Below are 13,387 nucleotides of genomic sequence, written 5' to 3'. Positions count from 1 at the left end.
TTGGTGAAGTTGCGGTTGAAGTAGGCATTGCGCAGGGTGAGCGTGGCTTTGCTGTCCTCGATAAAGCCTTCGGCCTGGCTAAGGATTGGCAGAAACATTGCCAGACTGCTCGCGCCTAGAAGAACCAATGAACGGGTGCTGGGAGTTGTCATTATTGTTGTGCTCCTTTCTTTAGACAAAACGAATCCCTCCGCCGCCGTAAAACGAGCGACAGGCAATAGAAGGACCTGAAATACCCTGCTGATCAGGGGGGATAAATCGTCAGCCGAACTAACCGAAAGCTGAATTCGGGAAACATAACAGCCGTGAATAGCGGCGGATCAGAGGCTGAGATAGAGGGGGTATAACGCGAGAAAATGAACTTCGAAAGAGTGAAGGCGAAGCGATGACATCGGACTCTATGGTCATATGACATTCCCTGTTATGTTATTTTTATTGTCGTCATACGTCGTCGTACAACATTTTCAGGGATTATTGACAGCTATTTGCCTGCTGTCAAATGGCTAAAAACGAGAAACGACGCTTCGGCGATGAATGACCGTAATAGCAAGCTTGCTACTCAAATTGACCACCGCGTTACCGCAAACAAGCAACGCGTCTAGCACGGGCAATGTCGTACCAAACGCACTCGCCCCCGGGGCAACTACCAGGCAAAAAAAAACCGCCTGGCCATGGCGGTTTTTTTTCAGATCAAGCGTGTCGCCCTTCCCTGCGTATCCGCCAGCGGCGGCAGCCGTGGTCCGATATCTCATTGGCAGGGGCCAGTTCCAGCACATCATCGACCTGATCCACAGCCTTCCACCAGGTTTCTCCCTGACTGGGGAATTGCAGGTAGAACGGCATGCCCATCATCGGCGTCGTCACGGCAATGTTCTTATCCCAGGCAAGGGCCAGGATGCGGTCGAAGGGTTCGTGCCAGGTGTGCATGGACAGGTCGAAGGTGCCGTTATGGATCGGCAGCAGCCAGCGGCCACGTAAATCAATATGGGCTTGCAGGGTTTCCTCCGGCTGCATATGCACATTGGGCCACTCGACGTTGTAGGCACCGGTTTCCATCAGCGTCAGATCAAACGGACCGTACTGTTCGCCGATACGCTTGAAGCCGTCGAAATAACCGGTATCACCGCTGAAGAAGATCCTCTGGTCGCCATTGAGCATGACCCAGGACGCCCACAGGGTCTGGTTGCCATCACTGAGGCTGCGCCCGGAAAAATGCTGCGACGGCGTGGCGACGAAGCGCATGCCACCGATCTCTGCCGATTGCCACCAGTCCAGTTGTGAGACTTTGTCGGCCGGCACGCCCCATTCGATCAGGGTATCGCCCACGCCCAGGGGGGCGAGGAAATGCTCGGTCTTGGCCTCCAGGGCCTTGATCGCCATATGGTCGAGGTGATCGTAATGGTTGTGAGAAAGAATCACCGCCTTGATCGGCGGCAGCTCTTCGATGCTGATGGGCGGCTGATGGAAACGCTGCGGCCCGGCCCACTGCACCGGCGACGCGCGCTCGGCAAATACCGGGTCGGTCAGCCAGAACTGACCGCGCAGCTTGAGCAGGACAGTAGAATGACCGAGGCGATATACGGTGTTATCCGGCGCGGCCAACAACTGCTGGCGCGACAGCGGTTGCACCGGGATCTTGCCCGCCGGACGGGTGTGCTTGGGCTTGTTGAAGGTCATGTCCCAGAAGATGCCCAGGGTTCTGAGCAAACCCGATGGGTTCATCGGCACAGGGTTGCGATAGCGCCCGTTCTGTTGCTGCAGGGTGGGCAATTGAGGGGCGTCGGGGGTGCGTTTTATCGTGGCCATGCGCTGCGGACTCCTGGGTGCCTGCACTTCAGGTCGCCGGTCGAGTTTCGCTCGTTTACCGACCTGAAGAAATGTAACAATGCATTACACTACACAGTGTAGTTTTTATAGCTTGCATCATCGTCGACAGCAAGTAAACTGCTGAGTGTAATTTTTCTCGAAACGCATGTTTGAAGCAGAGCCTTATGAAAGCCCCGGAACGCCTCACCGATCGTAAACGCGAAGCCATTGTCCAGGCTGCCATTGCCGAATTTCGCAGCAACGGCTTCGAAATCACCAGCATGGACAAAGTCGCCGCCACCGCCGGGGTATCCAAACGCACTGTCTATAACCACTTCCCGAGCAAAGAAGAGCTGTTCGCAGAAATCCTCATGCGCCTGTGGTCCCTGGCCGACGAGCAGAACGAGATCGCCTACCAGCCCGGCGAATCCCTGCGCAGCCAGTTGCGGGCCAAGCTGCGGGTCAAGATGAACACCCTGAGCGACAGCAACTTCCTTGATCTGGCTCGTGTCGCCATTGGCGCGACCATCCACTCCCCCGATCGTGCCCAGGTATGGGTCAATCGCCTGAACCAGCGTGAAGAACGCTTCACCACCTGGGTTCAGGATGCGCAAAAGGACGGCCGCTTCAAGCCGGTGGACCCCAGTTTCGCCGCCCATCAGTTGCACGCCCTGCTCAAGGCCTTCTCGTTCTGGCCACAAGTCACGCTGAACGAGCCCCCCCTGCCCGAAGCCCGTCAGGACGAAGTACTGGAAGCGACCCTGGACATGTTTCTGGGTTGGTACGAGATCCCCAAATAAGCAGTTTCACGCCTGCCGGGTAAGCCAGCGCTCGACAATGGCCTGGCGATTGGCCAGGACCGCAGCCCCGCGTTGCCGGGCGGTTTGCAGCACGTCAGCCGGAGCCGTGGACGGATGGCCAGCGTTGAAGGGCGGCTGCGGCGCATATTCCAGATGCAGCTGCACCACCTGGGCCAGATGGTCATCCAATAGCTCGGCGAGCAGGGTCAGGGCAAAGTCGATACCCGCCGTCACTCCGCCGCCCGTCATCATGTTGCCGTCCCGCACCACCCGCTCATGCACCACGGTCGCGCCAAAGGCTTGCAGCAGCGCCTGGGAAGCCCAGTGTGTGGTTGCCCGCCGCCCATGCATCAACCCCGCCGCCCCCAGTACCAACGCCCCTGTGCAGACCGAAGTGATGTAGCGCACGGTTTTAGCCTGCTGTTGGACGAACGCCAGGGTTTGCCCGTCTTCGAGCAATGCATCGATACCCAGGCCGCCAGGGATGCAAATCACGTCCAGCGGCGGGCAGTCTGCAAAAGTGCAAGTCGGCAGCAGGGTCAGACCGGTGCTGGAGACAATGGGATCGAGGTTTTTCCACAGCAGATGCACCTTGATATCGGGCACGCTGGCGAAAACTTCGTAAGGACCGGTGAGGTCCAGTTGCTGGACGTTGGGGAAGACCAGCAGGCCGATATTGATCGTCATAAGTACCTCTCAGATGAAGGGTTGTTGGAGCGAGTATCGTGTGGACAAGCAAACTCTATCCTGAGAGGATTTGGCGGATACGCCACAACACCCACAATTCACGCCAATGCGAACAACCGCCATGTCCCGCATCGTTTACCTGCTGGCCTACCCCAATGTGCAGTTGCTGGATATTTCCGGCCCCTTGCAGGTATTGGCCTCAGCCAATCTGCAGGCGCAGAAACAGGGGCTAGGCACGCCTTACCTGACGAAGGTCGTGGCTGCACAGGTTGAGGGCGTCGTGTCTTCGGCTGGCCTGGGTTTGCAGACCGCTCCCCTGCCCGGCCCAGAACTGCCTTGCGATACCTTGCTGGTGGCCGGGGGCCGGGGTGTCGAGGCTGCTGTGGCAGACAGCCAGTTGCAGCAGTGGTTGCTCGATCACGCCCGTCAGGCACGGCGCGTCGCGTCGGTGTGCACCGGCGCATTCCTGTTGGCGGCCACCGGCCTGCTCGACGGGCGCCGGGTAGTCACTCACTGGAACAGCTGCGAGCTATTGGCCCAGCGTTATCGCGCCTTGAAAGTCGACCCGGACCCGATCTTTATCAACGACGGCCGCTTCTGGACCTCAGCCGGGGTGACCGCCGGGATCGACCTGGCCCTGGCGCTGGTCGAAGCCGACCTGGGTCACGCCCTGGCCCTGGCGGTGGCCCGGGATCTGGTAGTGTTTCTCAAGCGACCGGGGGGCCAGGCGCAGTTCAGCATGGCCCTGTCACAGCAACTCAACGCCCGGCAGACCGACGACCGTTTTGCCCAATTGCATGCCTGGATGCTGGACAATCTCGCCGGAGATTTATCAGTGACCGCCCTCGCCGCCCAGGCGGGCATGAGCGAGCGCAGCTTCGTTCGCCATTACCACGCCCAGACTGGCAACACCCCGGCCCGAGCGGTCGAACAGTTGCGAGTCGAAGCCGCCCGGCGCCTGCTGGCTGACAGCAATCAGCCCCTCAAGCGCATCGCCGCCCGTTGCGGTTTCGGCAGCGAAGAAACCCTGCGCCGCTGTTTTTTACGCAGCGTAGCGGTGACGCCACAGGCCTATCGGGAGCGGTTCAGTGTTGCATCGCAATAAGCCGGATCTGTGTTGGAGCGAGGCTTGCCCATGAAGGCTTTGATGCATGATTTCTAACCCTGCGCGCCGTCCGGTTCGCGGGCAAGCCCGGCTCCAACAAGAGGTAGAGGCAAAACAACTAGAAATTTAATTTCATAAATTGATTTTTATTTTGCATTTAATGTAATTTGTTTTCATCACGAAAACAGAGATAAAAATAATGCATGCCTGTTATCGCCCTTGCCCTGCCCATGCCTCGTATCAACAACCCTTAGCGATACCTCTGCCGAGATTTACCCAAAGCGCCTCTTCGACGATGGGCTGACCCCGTCAGCGTCGAGTCATTCGCCCGCCACTCTCTGCAAGGAATCGCACTATGCCGCCCTCTGCTGGTATTTCGCTGCTGCTCTACGCCGCCATCGCGATCATCGCCTTGATCGTGTTGATTGCCCGTTACCGTCTCAATCCGTTCATTGTCATCACGCTGGTGTCCGTCGGTCTCGCCCTGGTCGCCGGAATGCCGGCCAGTGGCGTGGTCGCCTCCTACGAAACCGGAGTCGGCAAGACGCTGGGACATATCGCCCTGGTGGTGGCGCTAGGCACCATGCTCGGCAAAATGATGGCCGAATCCGGCGGCGCCGAGCAGGTGGCGCGCACCCTGATTGATCGCTTTGGCCAGCGCAACGCGCACTGGGCCATGGTCTGCATCGCCTTTCTGGTGGGGCTGCCGTTGTTTTTCGAGGTCGGTTTCGTGCTGCTGGTACCGATTGCCTTTACCGTGGCACGGCGAGTCGGCGTGTCGATTCTGATGGTCGGCCTGCCCATGGTCGCCGGCCTTTCGGTGGTCCATGCTCTGGTGCCGCCACATCCTGCAGCCATGCTGGCAGTGCAGGCCTATCAGGCTTCGGTGGGGCAGACGCTGTTCTACGCGATCCTGATCGGCATCCCCACGGCAATCATTGCCGGGCCCATTTACGCCAAATTCATCGTGCCGCGCATCCAGTTGCCCGACGAAAACCCGTTGGCCAAACAGTTCCTCGACCGTGAGCCGCGCCAACAGCTGCCGAGCTTCAGCCTGACCATGGCGACCATTCTGTTGCCCGTAGTGCTGATGCTGCTGGGTGGCTGGGCCAATCTGATCAGCACGCCGGGTACCGCCTTCAACAGCTTCCTGCTGTTTATCGGCAACTCGGTGATCGCCCTGCTGCTGGCCACCTTGTTAAGCTTCTGGACCCTCGGCATTGCTCAAGGCTTCAACCGCAACTCGATTCTGAAATTCACCAACGAATGCCTGGCGCCTACTGCCAGCATCACGCTGTTGGTTGGTGCCGGTGGCGGTTTGAACAGGATTCTGGTCGACAGCGGTGTGACCAACGAAATCGTCAGCCTGGCCCAGGACTTTCATCTGTCGCCCTTGCTCATGGGCTGGCTGTTCGCCGCGCTGATGCGCGTCGCCACGGGTTCTGCCACCGTGGCCATGACCACCGCCTCGGGCATCGTCGCTCCGGTGGCGATGGGCCTTGGCTATCCACACCCGGAGCTGCTGGTGTTAGCGACAGGCGCTGGCTCGGTGATTTTTTCCCACGTCAACGACGGTGGTTTCTGGCTTATCAAGGAGTATTTCAATATGACCGTGGCACAGACCTTCAAGACCTGGACGGTGCTGGAAACCCTGATATCAGTGGTGGCCTTCGCCCTCACCCTGGGCCTGGCACAGGTGCTCTGAGTGGACATTCTTTACCAGATCCGCGCACGCCAGGAGTCATTCAGTGCCGGGGAAAGCCGGATTGCCCGGCTGATCCTCAGCGATGTGGCCTTCGCCGCCAGTGCCAGCCTCGACGACCTGGCCAGCCGCGCCGACGTCAGCAGCGCGACGCTGTCGCGTTTTGCCCGCAGCATCGGTTGCCGTGACCTGCGCGACCTTCGCCTGCAACTGGCCCAGGCCAGCAGTGTCGGCAGCCGCTTTCTCAACCCGGAACAGGCCCCCGAGCAGTCGGCGTTTTTCAGCCAGATCGTCGGCGATGTCGAAGCCACCTTGCGCCAGCACCTGGCTGGCTTTGACGAGGCGCGTTTCGCTGCCGCAACCGCCATTATGCGCGATGCCCGGATGATCCATGCCTTTGGCATGGGCGGCTGTTCCAGCCTGTGCAGCGAAGAATTGCAGACCCGCCTGGTGCGCCTGGGCTATCCCATTGCCGCCTGCCGCGACCCGGTGATGATGCGTCTGATCGCCGCCACCCTTGGTCCGGAGCACAGCCTGGTGGCCTGCTCCCTCACCGGCCTGACCCCGGAACTGCTGGAAGCAATGACCCTGGCCAAGAGCTACGGCGCCAGAATCCTCGCCATTACCCAGGCAGACTCGCCCCTGGGGCAACTGGCCGACGTGGTGCTGCCGTTACAGATCGTCGAAACCAACTTCATTTACAAACCCACGGCGGCGCGCTACGGCATGCTGCTGACCATCGACGTGCTGGCCACTGAATTGGCGCTGCTGGCGCCTGAGGACAATCAGGAGCGATTGCGGCGCATCAAGCTCGCCCTCGATGACTACCGCGGCGGTGACGACGGCCTGCCGCTTGGAGACTGAACCATGCTTTATGACCTGATCATTCGCGATGCGTTGGTGATCGACGGCAGTGATACGCCGGGCTTTCGCGCCGACGTGGCGATTCATGACGGCCGCATCCTGCGTATCGGCAACCTCGTCGATGCGTCGGCAGCCGGGGAGATCGACGCGGCGGGCCGGGTCCTGGCGCCGGGCTTTATCGATGTGCACACCCATGACGACACGGTGGTGATCCGCCAGCCCGACATGCTGGCGAAAATCAGCCAGGGCGTGACCACGGTGATCGTCGGCAACTGCGGCATCAGCGCTTCGCCGGTCAGCCTCAAGGGCGCACCACCTGACCCGATGAACCTGCTCGGCGCACAACAGCACTTCGTCTACCCGCGCTTTCGTGACTATCGCGACGCCGTGGATGAGGCTCGCCCGGCGGTGAATGTTGCGGCGCTGGTGGGCCATACCGCCCTGCGCAACAACCATCTCGATGACCTGTTTCGCAGTGCCAGCCCTGACGAAATTGCCGCCATGCGCGAGCAACTGCGCGACAGCCTGGAAGATGGCGCCCTGGGCCTGTCCACCGGGCTGGCCTACGCCTCAGCCTTCTGCGCCGAAACCACGGAAGTCGCACAACTGGCCGAAGAACTGGGCGCCTTCGGTGCCGTCTACACCACCCACCTGCGCAGCGAATTCGAGCCGGTGCTGGAAGCCATGGATGAAGCTTTCGGTATCGCCCGCCATGCCAGGGCGCCGGTCATTATTTCCCATCTCAAGTGCGCCGGGGCCGGTAACTGGGGACGCAGCCCGCAACTGCTCGCAGCCCTGGAACAGGCGGCACAGAGTCATCCGGTGGGCTGCGATTGCTACCCCTATGCCGCCAGCTCCTCGACCCTGGACCTCAAGCAGGTCACCGATGCCTTCCGCATCACCATCACCTGGTCGACCCCGCATCCGGAGCAGAGCGGTCGTGACTTGCAGGAAATCGCTGCCGACTGGCAACTGCCGCTACTGGACGCCGCCCGCCAGCTGCAACCGGCCGGTGCGGTGTACTACGGCATGGACGAACAGGACGTCGAACGCATCCTCAGCCATCCCCTGAGCATGATCGGCTCCGATGGCCTGCCGGAAGACCCGTTCCCCCACCCACGGCTGTGGGGCGCCTTTCCTCGGGTACTGGGCCATTTCAGCCGGGACAAGGGCCTGTTCCCCCTGCACGGCGCCGTGCACAAAATGACCGGCCTGTCGGCGGCACGCTTCGGCCTGCATGAGCGGGGGCTCATCAGGGAGGGCTTTCACGCCGACCTGGTGCTCTTCGATGCCGAGCGAGTAATCGATATTGCTGACTTCAAGCAGCCCATGCGCGCGGCGGCAGGGATTGATGCGGTGTGGGTCAATGGCCATTTGAGCTATGCCGATGGCCAGGCCCGGGGTGAACGGCAGGGGCGGTTTCTGCCGCGGTCGGGGTCATTGCGGGAAGGGTTTGGCTAAGGAGGGTCATCGTCGAATGATGACCTGTGGGACCGGCTTCAGCCGGGAAGACAATAGGGAAGCCGATAGAGGTGTATCGCCCATACCTGCCTCTTCCCGGCTGAAGCCGGTCCCACATCAGTCCTGTGCCCGTATCAACTGATCAGCCGACAATCCGTCCGCGACACTCGCCAAACCCGATGGAGACCTGCCCATCGCCCTTGCAGCGGGCACGCAGAATCACTTCGTCGCCATGCTCCAGAAAGCGTCGGCTTTCGCCGCTGGCCAGCTCCACCACCTGCTTGCCGCCCTCGGTCATCTCCAGCAGGCTGCCGTGCTGCCCGGCCTTCGGGCCCGACAGTGTGCCGGTGCCGAACAGGTCGCCCGGTTGCAACACGCAGCCGTTGACGCTGTGATGGGCCACCAGTTGCGCGGCCGTCCAGTACATATTCAGGGTATTGCTCAAGGACAAGCGCTGCGGCGGCAGGTCTTGCGCGCGCATCTGCTCGGTCTGCAACAGCACTTCCAGTTCGATATCCAGCGCCCCGCCCTGCTGGTCTGCCGCATCAAAGAGATAAGGCAACGGTTGCGGATCACCCGTCGGGCGCGGCGGTTGAGCACGACGAAACGGTGCCAGGGCCTCGGGGGTCACCACCCAGGCCGACAGTGTGGTCGCGAAACTCTTCGACAAAAATGGCCCCAGCGGCTGGTATTCCCAGGCTTGCAGGTCCCGGGCCGACCAGTCGTTGAGCAGGCAGAAGCCGGCGATATGGCTGGCCGCCTCCCCGATCACAATGGGTTTGCCATCAGGATTGCCCGGACCGATCCATACGCCCATTTCCAGTTCATAGTCCAAACGCTTGCAGGGACCGAAATCCGGCACTTCCTGCCCCGGCGCCAGAGTCTGGCCGTAGGGGCGTTTGACTTCGCTGCCAGTCGGGCACAGGGTCGAAGCGCGACCGTGATAACCGATAGGCACGTATTTGTAGTTGGGCAGCAGAGGGCTGTCCGGGCGGAACAGCTTGCCGACGTTAGTGGCGTGATGGATGCCCACGTAGAAATCGGTGTAGTCGCCGACCCGCGCCGGCAGGTGCATGCGGCATTCGTCCATGGGATGCAACAGGCTGGGGCTCAGGGCCAGCAGGCGCTCGAAGTGCGGGCTGGCCTCATCGAACAGCGCCAACAGTTCCCGGCGCAGGGCCTGCCGATGGGCCGCACCGAGGGCAAAGAACGCATTGAGATGATCCGCACTTGCCGCCTCGGCAGCGGTGCGCGCGTCATTGCTGAACAGGTCGTGGGCCAGGGCCGCCTGCAGATCGAAGATCATCTCGCCAATGGCCACCCCGCCCCGCGGGCCAAGGTCACCCCGACTGAAAACGCCGTGGGGCAGGTTCTGCAGCGGGAAGTCGGGATGGCCGTTGGCCGATGCCACCCAGCTGCGCGGAAAAATCTGACTCATAACGCGGATTCCTTGAAAGTTCTCGCCATACCATTCCAGCAGGCATCGTAATCGGTTTGCAGTTGCTCACAGGCCAGGGCATGGCGGCTGGGACGCAGCACTTTGCCGGCCTCGAACATAAAGGCCATGGTCTGCTCGATCTTGTGCGGCGCCAACTCCACCGCCATGGCTTTCTCTGCCGTGGCGTTGTCCGGGCCGTGGGCACTCATGCAGTTGTGCAGCGAGGCGCCACCGGGCACGAAACCTTCGGCCTTGGCGTCGTAGGCCCCGTCGATCAGGCCCATGAATTCATTCATCAGGTTGCGGTGGAACCAGGGCGGCCGGAAGGTGTTTTCCGCCACCATCCAGCGCGGCGGGAAGATCACGAAGTCGACGTTGGCCTGGCCGTGCACCGCACCGGGCGAGGTCAGTACGGTAAAGATCGACGGATCAGGATGATCGTAGCTGACCGTGCCGAGGGTATTAAACAGGCGCAAATCGTATTTGTAGGGCACGTTATTGCCATGCCAGGCCACCACGTCGAAAGGCGAGTGATCGAGGCGGGTTTCCCACAGTTCACCGAGAAATTTCTGTACCAGCATCACCGACTCGGCACGGTTTTCGAAGCAGGCAACCGGCGCCAGGAAGTCCCGCGGATTGGCCAGACCATTGCTGCCGATCGGCCCCAGGTCCGGCAGGCGCAGGGCGCAGCCATGGTTTTCGCAGACGTAACCCCTGGCCGTGGCATCAAGCAACTGGATACTGAATTTCAGGCCACGGGGCAGCACGGCGATTTCCTGTGGGGCGATATCCAAAAGGCCCAGCTCGGTGATGATGCGCAGGCGCCCAAGCTGCGGCACGATCAACCATTCGCCATCGGCATTGAAGAACGTCCGCTGCATCGAGGCATTGGCCCGATAGACATAGACGCTGACGCCATCGGCCTGCTCAGCCGCCGAGGTAGCAGCCAGGGCGATCAGGCCATCGAGGAAATCGGTGGGGTCGGCGGGAATATCGAAGGCATTCCAACGCAGGCGATTGGGCGTAATCGGCCCCTGCTCCATCCCGACGATCTGCCGGGCCATGGGCTGATACTGCGGGTGCGCGGCTGACGGCGTGATGCGATACAGCCAGGTGCGCCGCGCTTCGCTGCGCGGCACGGTGAAGGCGGTGCCGGAAAACTGCTCGGCGTACAGCCCCAGCGGGTGGCGCTGTGGCGAGTTCTGCCCTTGGGGCAAGGCACCGGCAAGGGTCTCGCTGCTGAACTGATTGCCAAAACCGCTCTGATAACTGATTGGGGCGTTCGGCGAGTCGCCGGATAGATGGCTGAACATCTCGACCTCTTGTTATTATCCAAGTGAAATTGCATTTATCGTAAACAGATTACGAATAACGTAATTTGAGTTTGAGAGCGGGTCAAGCTATAAAGCAGCCTTTCCAGACCGGCGCACCGTTCTTCATGACCGACGACATTGCTCTCCCGACTGGCCCGCGCCAGCAAAAGGTCCAGTCCGCCGAAGTCGGCGTGGGTATTCTCAAGGCCCTGGCCGAGCTGGCGCCTTCGACGTCATTGTCGAAACTGGCCGAGCACGTCGACATGCCCGCGAGCAAGGTGCACCGCTATCTGCAGGCGCTGATCGCCAGCGGTTTCGCCGAACAGGACGCGGTGACCAATCATTACGGCCTGGGCCGCGAGGCGTTGTATGTCGGCCTGGCCGCGCTGGGTCATCTGGACGTGCTGAAAATCACCGCCCCTCACCTGGCCGCCCTGCGCGACGAACTCAATGAGACCTGTTTCCTGGCGGTGTGGGGCAACAAGGGGCCGACCGTGGTTTATGTCGAGCCGTCCAGCGGAGCGGTGACCCTGGTGACCCAGGTCGGTTCGGTATTGCCGCTGCTTGGCTCTTCTACAGGGCTGGTCTTTGATACTTTTCTCGGTGCCCATGAGACGGGAAACCTGCGCGAAACCGAGTCGGCGTCCTTGACGCCCGCGCAACTCAAGGATATCGAACAGCACCGCGAGGACATCCGCACTACCGGTGTGCATCAGATTCACGGGCTGCTGATGGCGGGGGTCAACGCCGTGTCGTCGCCGCTGTTCAGCATGGGCCACAAGTTGGCCGGGGTCATCACGGTGGTGGGCTCGGCGTCGGTGTTTACCGATGCCCGCCAGAATGATGCCGCTCAGCGATTACGGGTGACGGCGCAGCTGATCAGTGCGCGGATGGGGGGCGCACAATAACCGTTCGCGATGATCCCCTGTGGGAGCGGATTCATCCGCGAAGGGGCCGGCAAAGTCGGTAAATATTCGCCGGCGTATTCGCGAATGAATTCGCTCCCACAATTCGCTCCAACGGGCTGTTTTAATCGGTCGTCAACACCCCACGCCGCACCTGGTCCCGTTCGATGGACTCAAACAGCGCCTTGAAATTACCCTCACCGAAACCGTCATCGCCCTTGCGCTGGATAAACTCGAAGAACACCGGCCCCATCAGGGTTTCCGAGAAAATCTGCAACAGCAGGCGGCGCTCGCCACCGTCGGACGAGCCATCGAGCAGGATGCCACGGCTTTTCAGTTCGGCTTCAGGCTCGCCATGGTTGGGCAGGCGGCCTTCAAGCATTTCGTAATAGGTCTCTGGCGGCGCGGTCATAAAGCGCATGCCCATGCCTTTCAGAGCGTCCCAGCTCTTGATCAGGTCGTCGGTGAAGAACGCCACGTGCTGGATGCCTTCGCCGTTGAACTGCATGAGGAACTCTTCAATCTGTCCGGCGCCCCTGGATGACTCTTCGTTCAGCGGGATGCGAATCATGCCGTCCGGCGCGGTCATGGCCTTGGAGGTCAGGCCGGTGTACTCGCCCTTGATATCGAAGTAGCGAATCTCGCGGAAGTTGAACAGCTTCTCGTAGAAATTCGCCCAGTAAGCCATGCGCCCGCGATAGACGTTATGGGTAAGGTGGTCGATGAACTTCAGGCCCGCGCCGACCGGATGACGGTCCACGCCTTCGATGAAATTGAAGTCGATATCGTAGATCGAAGTGCCTTCGCCAAAGCGATCGATCAGGTACAACGGCGCCCCGCCAATCCCCTTGATCGCCGGGAGCCGCAGTTCCATCGGCCCGGTAGCGATTTCAATCGGCTGCGCGCCCAGTTCCAGCGCCCGGTTGTAGGCCTTTTGCGAATCCTTGACCCGGAAGGCCATGCCACACACCGAAGGACCATGCTCGGCGGCAAAGTAGGACGCCTCGCTATGGGGCTCGTTATTGAGGATGATATTGATCGCGCCCTGGCGGTACAGACTGACGTTCTTGGAACGGTGGGTCGCGACCTTGGTAAAACCCATGATCTCGAATACGGGCTCAAGGGTGTTGGGGATCGGTGAAGCGAATTCGATAAACTCGAACCCCATCAGGCCCATCGGGTTTTCGTATAAATCAGCCATGGTCTGGCTCCTTGCAGGAAAGTGGGAAAGCACGGAGGCGAAACTCACATTCCGGCGGGCGGCGCACAGGGAATCCCTCGCACGCTGCGAGCGAGGAAATCACCG

General features: G+C 60.9%; 11 protein-coding genes and 1 pseudogene. 6 read left to right on the top strand and 6 right to left on the bottom strand.

Annotated elements, in window-relative coordinates; all coding sequences use genetic code 11:
• Nucleotides 1-152 (bottom strand): annotated as a pseudogene (locus ACCD02_RS15795) (outer membrane porin, OprD family); the annotation flags it as partial.
• Nucleotides 153-690: 538 nt separating this feature from the next.
• A complete protein-coding gene (locus tag ACCD02_RS15790; protein ID WP_413303415.1) occupies nucleotides 691-1,806 on the bottom strand; it encodes an MBL fold metallo-hydrolase in 1,116 nt (371 codons plus the stop codon).
• A 185-nt stretch (nucleotides 1,807-1,991) separates the two neighbouring features.
• Here ACCD02_RS15790 and ACCD02_RS15785 point away from each other — a divergent pair, with 185 nt between their 5' ends.
• Nucleotides 1,992-2,606 (top strand): TetR/AcrR family transcriptional regulator, encoded by a 615-nt coding sequence (locus tag ACCD02_RS15785; RefSeq protein ID WP_413303412.1) that lies wholly within the window; start codon nucleotides 1,992-1,994, stop codon nucleotides 2,604-2,606.
• Nucleotides 2,607-2,612: 6 nt separating this feature from the next.
• On the opposite strand, the gene ACCD02_RS15780 is transcribed toward ACCD02_RS15785, so the two are convergent.
• Nucleotides 2,613-3,293, bottom strand: a complete 681-nt coding sequence (locus ACCD02_RS15780) for a DJ-1/PfpI family protein (protein ID WP_413303410.1) — start codon at nucleotides 3,291-3,293, stop codon at nucleotides 2,613-2,615.
• A 121-nt stretch (nucleotides 3,294-3,414) separates the two neighbouring features.
• On the opposite strand from ACCD02_RS15780, the gene ACCD02_RS15775 reads away from it, so the two are divergent.
• The 4 genes from ACCD02_RS15775 (at nucleotide 3,415) to ACCD02_RS15760 (ending at nucleotide 8,425) form a co-directional block, all read left to right on the top strand.
• Nucleotides 3,415-4,398: a GlxA family transcriptional regulator gene (locus ACCD02_RS15775; protein ID WP_413303407.1), complete on the top strand. Its 984-nt coding sequence runs from the start codon at nucleotides 3,415-3,417 to the stop codon at nucleotides 4,396-4,398.
• 355 nt (nucleotides 4,399-4,753) lie between these two features.
• A complete protein-coding gene (locus ACCD02_RS15770) occupies nucleotides 4,754-6,103 on the top strand; it encodes a gluconate:H+ symporter (protein WP_413303404.1) in 1,350 nt (449 codons plus the stop codon).
• Complete coding sequence (locus ACCD02_RS15765) at nucleotides 6,104-6,964, top strand: MurR/RpiR family transcriptional regulator (RefSeq protein WP_413303401.1); 861 nt, start codon at nucleotides 6,104-6,106, stop codon at nucleotides 6,962-6,964. It begins immediately after the preceding gene.
• Between the two features lie 3 nt (nucleotides 6,965-6,967).
• Nucleotides 6,968-8,425: an N-acyl-D-amino-acid deacylase family protein gene (locus ACCD02_RS15760; protein WP_413303398.1), complete on the top strand. Its 1,458-nt coding sequence runs from the start codon at nucleotides 6,968-6,970 to the stop codon at nucleotides 8,423-8,425.
• Nucleotides 8,426-8,567: 142 nt separating this feature from the next.
• On the opposite strand, the gene fahA is transcribed toward ACCD02_RS15760, so the two are convergent.
• Nucleotides 8,568-9,863 (bottom strand): fumarylacetoacetase, encoded by a 1,296-nt coding sequence (fahA, locus tag ACCD02_RS15755; RefSeq protein WP_413303396.1) that lies wholly within the window; start codon nucleotides 9,861-9,863, stop codon nucleotides 8,568-8,570.
• The gene (gene hmgA, locus ACCD02_RS15750; protein ID WP_413303393.1) at nucleotides 9,860-11,176 is read right to left on the bottom strand and encodes a homogentisate 1,2-dioxygenase; all 1,317 of its coding nucleotides are present in this window, start codon (nucleotides 11,174-11,176) and stop codon (nucleotides 9,860-9,862) included. Before hmgA ends, fahA begins: the two co-directional genes overlap by 4 nt.
• Nucleotides 11,177-11,301: 125 nt before the next feature.
• Between hmgA and ACCD02_RS15745 the strand changes: the two genes are divergently transcribed.
• A complete protein-coding gene (locus ACCD02_RS15745; RefSeq protein ID WP_413303390.1) occupies nucleotides 11,302-12,084 on the top strand; it encodes an IclR family transcriptional regulator in 783 nt (260 codons plus the stop codon).
• A 121-nt stretch (nucleotides 12,085-12,205) separates the two neighbouring features.
• Here ACCD02_RS15745 and hppD read toward each other — a convergent pair whose 3' ends face one another.
• On the bottom strand, nucleotides 12,206-13,282 hold the full coding sequence (hppD, locus tag ACCD02_RS15740; protein ID WP_413303387.1) for a 4-hydroxyphenylpyruvate dioxygenase: 1,077 nt from the start codon (nucleotides 13,280-13,282) through the stop codon (nucleotides 12,206-12,208).
• Nucleotides 13,283-13,387: the final 105 nt, after the last annotated feature.

The sequence above is a fragment of the Pseudomonas sp. Pseusp88 genome, from assembly GCF_047303955.1.
Classification (GTDB): Bacteria; Pseudomonadota; Gammaproteobacteria; order Pseudomonadales; family Pseudomonadaceae; genus Aquipseudomonas.
The sequence above is the reverse complement of the archived record's forward strand: the minus strand, read 5'-3'. Positions and strand labels throughout refer to the sequence as shown.

What these genes read in the sequence shown, in the direction of transcription:
- hmgA (WP_413303393.1), bottom strand. Translation starts at nt 11,176, where the DNA reads ATGTTCAGCCATCTATCCGGCGACTCGCCGAACGCCCCAATCAGTTAT.
- ACCD02_RS15790 (WP_413303415.1), bottom strand. Translation starts at nt 1,806, where the DNA reads ATGGCCACGATAAAACGCACCCCCGACGCCCCTCAATTGCCCACCCTG.
- hppD (WP_413303387.1), bottom strand. Translation starts at nt 13,282, where the DNA reads ATGGCTGATTTATACGAAAACCCGATGGGCCTGATGGGGTTCGAGTTT.
- ACCD02_RS15745 (WP_413303390.1), top strand. Translation starts at nt 11,302, where the DNA reads ATGACCGACGACATTGCTCTCCCGACTGGCCCGCGCCAGCAAAAGGTC.
- ACCD02_RS15775 (WP_413303407.1), top strand. Translation starts at nt 3,415, where the DNA reads ATGTCCCGCATCGTTTACCTGCTGGCCTACCCCAATGTGCAGTTGCTG.
- ACCD02_RS15780 (WP_413303410.1), bottom strand. Translation starts at nt 3,293, where the DNA reads ATGACGATCAATATCGGCCTGCTGGTCTTCCCCAACGTCCAGCAACTG.
- fahA (WP_413303396.1), bottom strand. Translation starts at nt 9,863, where the DNA reads ATGAGTCAGATTTTTCCGCGCAGCTGGGTGGCATCGGCCAACGGCCAT.
- ACCD02_RS15760 (WP_413303398.1), top strand. Translation starts at nt 6,968, where the DNA reads ATGCTTTATGACCTGATCATTCGCGATGCGTTGGTGATCGACGGCAGT.
- ACCD02_RS15770 (WP_413303404.1), top strand. Translation starts at nt 4,754, where the DNA reads ATGCCGCCCTCTGCTGGTATTTCGCTGCTGCTCTACGCCGCCATCGCG.
- ACCD02_RS15785 (WP_413303412.1), top strand. Translation starts at nt 1,992, where the DNA reads ATGAAAGCCCCGGAACGCCTCACCGATCGTAAACGCGAAGCCATTGTC.